At 23.2% G+C, this 7,427-nt stretch carries 9 protein-coding genes; 5 read left to right on the forward strand and 4 right to left on the reverse strand.

What is annotated here, in order from left to right:
* The first annotated feature begins 166 nt into the window (after positions 1–166).
* Both BP997_RS00775 and BP997_RS00780 read left to right on the forward strand, forming a co-directional pair.
* Positions 167–1,741, forward strand: a complete 1,575-nt coding sequence (locus BP997_RS00775) for a histidine kinase dimerization/phosphoacceptor domain -containing protein (RefSeq protein ID WP_413828643.1) — start codon at positions 167–169, stop codon at positions 1,739–1,741.
* A 71-nt stretch (positions 1,742–1,812) separates the two neighbouring features.
* Positions 1,813–3,423, forward strand: coding sequence for a histidine kinase N-terminal 7TM domain-containing protein (locus tag BP997_RS00780; protein WP_413824382.1), 1,611 nt, complete (start codon positions 1,813–1,815; stop codon positions 3,421–3,423).
* Between the two features lie 23 nt (positions 3,424–3,446).
* Here BP997_RS00780 and BP997_RS00785 read toward each other — a convergent pair whose 3' ends face one another.
* Positions 3,447–3,788, reverse strand: coding sequence for a hypothetical protein (locus tag BP997_RS00785; protein WP_413824380.1), 342 nt, complete (start codon positions 3,786–3,788; stop codon positions 3,447–3,449).
* A gap of 150 nt (positions 3,789–3,938) precedes the next feature.
* Between BP997_RS00785 and BP997_RS00790 the strand changes: the two genes are divergently transcribed.
* Positions 3,939–4,079: a hypothetical protein gene (locus BP997_RS00790; RefSeq protein ID WP_413824378.1), complete on the forward strand. Its 141-nt coding sequence runs from the start codon at positions 3,939–3,941 to the stop codon at positions 4,077–4,079.
* A 46-nt stretch (positions 4,080–4,125) separates the two neighbouring features.
* A complete protein-coding gene (locus BP997_RS00795) occupies positions 4,126–4,476 on the forward strand; it encodes a VOC family protein (RefSeq protein ID WP_413824376.1) in 351 nt (116 codons plus the stop codon).
* A 39-nt stretch (positions 4,477–4,515) separates the two neighbouring features.
* Here the strand turns inward: BP997_RS00795 and BP997_RS00800 are convergent, their stop codons facing one another.
* The 3 genes from BP997_RS00800 to BP997_RS00810 form a co-directional block, all read right to left on the reverse strand.
* Entirely contained in the window at positions 4,516–5,307 is a 792-nt protein-coding gene (locus tag BP997_RS00800; RefSeq protein WP_413824374.1) for a hypothetical protein, read from the reverse strand.
* A 103-nt stretch (positions 5,308–5,410) separates the two neighbouring features.
* Positions 5,411–5,845: a DUF4064 domain-containing protein gene (locus tag BP997_RS00805; RefSeq protein WP_413828645.1), complete on the reverse strand. Its 435-nt coding sequence runs from the start codon at positions 5,843–5,845 to the stop codon at positions 5,411–5,413.
* A gap of 44 nt (positions 5,846–5,889) precedes the next feature.
* Positions 5,890–6,435: a zinc ribbon domain-containing protein gene (locus BP997_RS00810; protein WP_413828647.1), complete on the reverse strand. Its 546-nt coding sequence runs from the start codon at positions 6,433–6,435 to the stop codon at positions 5,890–5,892.
* A gap of 648 nt (positions 6,436–7,083) precedes the next feature.
* Between BP997_RS00810 and BP997_RS00815 the strand changes: the two genes are divergently transcribed.
* Positions 7,084–7,427 (forward strand): hypothetical protein (locus BP997_RS00815; protein ID WP_413828649.1); only part of this gene is annotated, 344 nt, incomplete at its 3' end.

The raw sequence follows: 7,427 nt of genomic DNA on the forward strand, positions 1-7,427 counted from the left end.
ATGGTATATTATTTAAAATATTAATAATTTTGAAATTTAATATTACATTATTAAAATTTTTTCAATATATTTATTATACTTGAATAAATAAATTATATACAATATTAATTAATGGTAGGAGTATTTTATTATTTTAATCTTTAATTTTAATTTTTTTGGTTTGACTTTGATTACTGCAGGTATATTAGCTGCATGTCTCTCTCGTCATTATTATCATAGAAAAGAAGATAAAGTATTCTACTATTTCAGCATAATATCCTTTTTATGCTTTTTAAATTTCTTTTTTCAAGGTTTAGATACTATTACTGTTCCTTTTATACTTAAATCATTTTTTGGACAAATTTGTGTCTTAGGATATGCATTTATACCAGTATTTTTATTAATCTTAACTTATACAATAATAAACAATGGAAAAGATTTATCTAAAAAACTTAAAATAGCTTTGTTATGTATACCTGTAATTTTTTGTTTAGTTGCTTTAAGTAATCCTTTAACTGGTTGGTATTATAATAATATTACTTATCCTAATCCTGGTTTTTATCAATTACAATTACATTACATTCCTAATTTTGGGGAAATAATTTTACGAACTTATAACTTTTTAATGATATTCCCCGTTATATTTATGAATTTGAAAGCACTTATTCAAGATAAAAATTCTGAATATAGTACTATTTATAAAATAATGATAAGTGTAGGAATATCTATAGTCTTAATTAATTTATTTGTATTTACTAAATTCGAACCTGGATTTAGTTGGGGACTATTATCTATTTTAGTTGGATATATAGTTTTATTTTTTGCAATAAACCTTTATAATCCATTTGAAGTATTGCCAATTGTGAATTCAAAAATCATTAATGAAATAGATATATGTATCCTTTTTTTTGATGAAAAGAATAAATTATTATCAGTAAATCAAGCATGTACAGATTTAAATATATTTAATAATACTTTATATCAATCACCTGAAAATGTTTTTAAAGATAAACCTGAAATAATTGATTTTTACTATAAATCTGATTTGGATTCTTTTAGATTTAAACTTAATGATAAATGGTTAGAAATTGACAAGTCTGAAATGAAAGAAGAAAATCAAAAATTAGGTACTATTTTAAGTATTGAAGATGTTACAAGTAATATTTTTGAATTAGAGCAAAAAGACTTACTTGTAAAAGAAGTTCATCATCGGGTTAAAAACAATTTACAAATAATATTATCCTTACTAAACTTAGATTTACGGTTTAATAGTGATGATTATATGTCAGTTATTAATGATACTCGTTTAAGATTAAGTTATATGGCAAGTTTACATGAAAAATTATATAATTCTTCATCTAATAATAATATTAAAATTAATGATTACTTACCAGATATTGCATTAGGAATTTTTAATATGTACAATAGCCATATTAAAATTGTTAAAGACTTAGAAGATGTTAATGTAAACATAGATATTGCAATTTCTTTAGGTTTGATTCTTACAGAAGTAATTAATAACACTATTAAATATGCTTTCCCTAAAGAAGATGGACATTTCTTCATAAGATTTAAAACACAAAATGGTAAGGGTATCCTAGATTTATATGATGATGGTGTAGGATTACCAGAGGGATATAAAATTGAAGATAGTACTGGTTTAGGTATGACTGTTATACAAAGTGTTACCTCTCAAATTAATGGTGAATTAAAAATTATTCCAGATAAAGGAACTCATTTCAGAATAAAATTCCCATTATAAAAAAAAATTTTTATATTTTGTAAGTTTTTAACCATTATTTTTAATAATAAGTTTAAACATAAAAAAATTTAATGTTAATTCAAATAACTGGATTTGGAATTTTACTTTATTTAACTTGTTTAATAAGTATATATTTAATCTATATTTTTAAAGGTAAAAAAGATAATAAAATTTATTACTATTTAATATTATTATTCATATTTTTTACTATAGATTTATTAGCTCAAGCATTAGAATGTAGTTTTACTCCATTTAATTTTAAGAGTTTTTTTGGACATATCTGTGTCATTGGTTATAGTATTGCACCTGTTTTCTGGTTACTATTTGTTTATGCTTTCACAAATAAAGGGAAAACTATGTCACGAAAATTAGAGTGCTGTTTATTAATTATACCAATTTTTGTTGTGTTTTTAGTAATTACAGATCCATGGTTACATTGTTATTTTAGTAATATAACTTGGTCTACTTCAGCTTATACTATACAATTACATTATAGTTATACTTGGGGTAATCATATAATTGTAGGTTATAATATTATTTTAGCTTTAACTACTGCATTTTTACTTATTAAGGAAATTATAAAAGGAAATAAGCTTTTTAGAAAATCTTATTGTGTATTAATTACTGCTACTCTAATTGTATTCTTGATGAGTATATTAAATGTTTCAAATATATTGCCTAATTTTAGTTTTGAAGCATTATCTATTGTCATTTCAATTTTACTTATTACAACATCTGTTTTAATGTATGATAGTTTAGATTTACTTAACTTGTTAGATATGAAAATAATTAATGAATTAAATAGGGGTGTTGTTTTTTTTAATAGTCAAGATATTTTAAAAATAATGAATACTAAAGGTCATGATTTTTGTTTAAACACTGAGGATATAATTAATCAGAAAGCAGAGAATGTATTTAAATTTCGCCCTGAAATGTTTAATTTTTATAATAATCCTGAATTAAAGACATATAAGTTAACACAGGATAATAAATGTTTTGAGATTACAAAGGATAAAATTATGGATAATGGTAAATTTTTAGGGACTACTTTAATTATAAAAGATATTACAAGTGATAATTATGAATTAAATCATAAAGATATGCTTATTAAAGATGTTAATTTAAGAGTTAAGAATAATTTACAAATTATTTTATCATTACTTAATATAGACTTACATTCTCATCCTGATGATTCTTATGTTGTTATTGAAGATACACGATCCAGGATAAGATTTATGAGTTCTTTACATGAAGAGATTTATAAATCAGCAAATTTCCATTATATTAATGTTAAAGATTTTTTACCTAAGATTACAAAAAATATTTTTTCAATGCATAATACTATATTGAATACACAATATAATTTAGAAGATTATATGGTTGATATAGATTTAGCAATGTATTTAGGGTTAATTCTTATTGAAGTTTATAGTATTTCAATTAAGTATAATTTAATTGAAAACAATGATGATATCTATATGAAATTTAGAATCTGTAATGATTTTGGTGTATTGGATTTAATAGATCAAAATCAAAAATTAGAATATGAAATTAACATTGAAAATAGTGAAAACTTAAGTTATATGATAATAAAAAACTTACTCAACCAAATTGATGGAACATTAATAAAAATTCCTGAAGAAAACACACATGTAAGAATAAAATTCCCACTAAAAAAGTAAGATAAATAATTAATAAAAAAATTTTAATTAGGTTTTAATTCATTTAAAACCTTTTCATTAACTTTGCGTAATTCACGTAAAACCTTAGGACCCATACTAGTTTTCTGATTGAAATTATGGAATAAATCTAAAATTTGTATTAAAAGATACTTCATTATTTCATAAGTTTCATCACTTAAATAACCATTCTCATAAGCTAATTCTAAATCCTTTAAAATATTTTTTCCAATATGTAAAATTTCTTTAATATCACTTAAATGTTTATGACTGTTATTTAGAAAATTATACAATTCATTCTCTAATTTATAAGATTCCACTTTAAATCTTTCATACAATCCTTCACGATCAATATTATCTCTAATCATAAATAAACGTCCTCCCTTTTAAAAAATCTATTTTTGAAAAATAAAACAAATTAATTTATATAAAACTATATAATTTCAGGATTATATAATAATTACTAGTTAAATTAATGTTTTATAAAAGAAATTATATTAAAGGAGGATTCTTATTTAATGGAAGATGAAAATAATAATGATTTAAGTGAAACTAAATGGAGTAATTTTAGTATTACAGAGAAAATATTGTTAATAATAGCATTAATCCTCGTAATTGTGGTTTTTGTAGGTGCTATTTTAAGTATTATATATCCATGAGGATTTTAAACCAAAGTTTAAAATTTTATTAAAGGAGATTTTGTTTATGAAAATTAAATATTCAACAATGATAACGGAAAATATGGAAGAAACAGTGAAATTTTACAATGAAACATTAAGATTTGAAATAGAATCTACATTTGATTTACCAAACAATGCAAAAATAACTCTTCTTAAAGGTGAAGGTGAAACTTTAATTGAAGTAATACAAAACAATATTGATAAAGTAGGATTATACTCAATTGGAATAGAAGTAACAGATTTAAACAAAACTGTTGCAAATTTAAAAGAAAAAGGTGTTAAATTTTTGCTTGAACCAACTGAAATTAGTGTAGGATCCATGGCACGTTTTCAAGATCCTAATGGGGTTAATATTGTATTGCTCCAACATTACTAAATAAAAATAAAAATGTTAAAATTGGAACATTAAATAATATTATGCATATTCAGCTTCCATATTTCGTCTAGCTTGATCATCTACTGGAGTTAAGTCACCTGCACCTTTACGGTATTGACAATCATCACGATATAATCCACCATTTAAACGGTAATATTTACCATAATTAGGGTTAACTCCACCATCACCCCATTCTGATTGAGCTTGCTGTAAATCTCCTTCAGTTAAAATATCACTACCAGAATCACTACTTGATGAACCTAAATTAGAATTTGAACTTGTAGTAACTGATTTTTGAGCAGTTTCTTCATAATCTGAAGTGTCTAATGGTTTTAAAGTGATACTATTTAACATTTTAACAAGATCTTCAGTATTATTTGCACCTACCATAACTACAGTATTGTTAACACAAAAAGTTCCTAAATATTGGACTTTATAAGAATTATTATCGTTTAATCTATAAATTTTACAATTAGAATTTAAATTACTAATATTATTCACTGGACTTATTTCTCCACTTTGATTTAAAGCTTGACTCATAATTTCGCTAGCATTACCATTAAATAGTGAACTGTAAGCAAAACTTGCTATTAAACTATTATTCTCATCAATGAATAATGATTGACCTGGAACTAGTTGATTGTTTGTACTTGTATTATTTGTAAAAGTAGCATTAGATGAAACATTCATTGTGAATTCTCCAAAATCATAAACTTTAGAGTCATTAGTATTTAATGGGTTAATGTTACCTATTGCTAAAACGGTTCCAAATGTTATTACCACTAAGATTATAATAGTAGCTAAAATTATTATAATATTTTTTTCTTCCATTTAAAAAACCTTTAATAACTTATTATAAAAAAAGGGATTATATGAATTTAAAAACCATTTCTAATAATTAGATTAAGGCTTTTAATTCATAAAATTTACTTCTTTATTTTTTCATTAATGCTAATATACCACCTATACCTAATAGTATTGCAGGTAATACTCCAAATAAGCTGATACTTATAAGTACCCATATTGCGGATATTATTAATATTATTCCACCATATTTAGCATTTTTATTTAGATATACTGCTCCAATTATACCTACAATTGAACCTATTAATGCACTCATTCCTAGCATTAATATTTCATCTCCACCAAATGCACTAAACATGATTGCAAGTATAGCGCCTAATATACCGAATATTCCACCGAGTATTCCTAAAACTAATTCAGTTGTGTGACTTACGTTACTGTTTTGGTTGGAATTGTTTATTATTTTTGGAGTTGGGTTTTTGGAGTCAATTTCAGCTCTACAATTATTACAGTATACTGTGTCTTCATCTACTTCTTTTCCACAGTTTGGACAATATTTTGTCATTTAAATTCCCCCTTAATTTAAAATTTTAATTTTATTAATTATTTTTATAATGTTACATTTTGTGAGTATATTGCGGTGGATAGGTCTCCTCCACTAAATGGACTATCAAAGACATATATTTCTGCTCTAGTTGGTGTTCCACTGTCTACATAAGCTGTACCTGAAACTTTAATGTTTTGGTTTGCTTTTACATCATTCATGTTCCAAGTTAGTGGATCTTGTTGAAGTATAGTTCCTTGATCATCATAATATACTGTGACTATTTCTAGGTAATCATAATCTTGGCTTGCTACTAAATCTCCAGATACATCGTATCCTCCATAACCTGTACTTGTTATTGCTAAATTGGTTAAGCTTAAGGTTGGTTCTGTGGTTGTACTTGGACTTGATAGTGCACCTATTATTATAAATAAGATTATTAGTAATAGTACAATTATTATGAGTTTTTTGGCTGTGCTGAATGATTTGAATTTGTTTAAAATTCCATCATTTTTGTTTTGTGGGCTTGTAGTTGTTTGTGTTCCACATTTTTTACAGAAGTTACTTCCTTCAGGTATTTCTGCTCCACAATTTTTACAGTATTTTGGCACTGTTTTTATCCTCCTTCTTAATTTTTTATAAATTTATAAAAAAAAGTTTAAAAAGGGTTTTTAATGTTTTGTAAAAAATTGATATTATCTATTTAATATAAAGTATTACTATAATTGTATTATATAAAAAATTAGCACCCAAAATACAATTAATATAAAAAATGTATAAATTTATAGATTAATACAAATTTTTAAACCTTTTAAAATTTTTTATATGCACCCGATTTACAATTAATAATATGTACTCTATTTATATTTAAATAATTCTAAAAAAATTTTTGTAAAAATTAAAACATTAGTTTAATATTTTTATAAAAAAAATTTTAAAATATTTAATCAAATTTTTCTTCACTTAAAGATTAAATCTGAAATATAAACAAAAAAAGGGAGATTTTAATAAATAAATAAATTTACTTAACATATGCAAGTATCTTATAAATTAATTAAAATTAAAAATAATATTAATAATATATTAAAACATAATAAAACAATCAATAAACCTCCCTATAATTTTTTTACAATATAATATAACTAAACAAGAGATTTAAACAATATAAATTTTTAAAAAAAATAATAAAATCATTAAATTAATATATTCGTACATATAAAAATAAAAAATAAGTATAGGAGGGAGAATTAAAGTATATTATGAAAAAAAAGATAATATTCATATCAATTTTAACAATAATCTTATCATTAACCTTAATAACATGTGTTAGTGCAACAAATAATACAAATAATAATATTCAAGTTAATGATACTAATAACTCTAATAATTTATTATTAAATGAAAATAATAATATAAATAATTCCAGTTATAATGAAATCCAAAACAATAGTAATTTACAGTCTAATTCTAATACAATTTATATAAGTCCTAATGGTGGAGGTTCTGGTTCCAGTATCTCATCACCTACTAACTGGTGGAATGCATATAATAATATAAATACTAATGGAAATATCATTTTCAGGCTCTGTCAAAAATTTAGTTG

The sequence above is a fragment of the Methanobrevibacter sp. UBA412 genome (assembly GCA_002495685.1).
Taxonomy (GTDB): domain Archaea; phylum Methanobacteriota; class Methanobacteria; order Methanobacteriales; family Methanobacteriaceae; genus Methanobrevibacter_A; species Methanobrevibacter_A acididurans.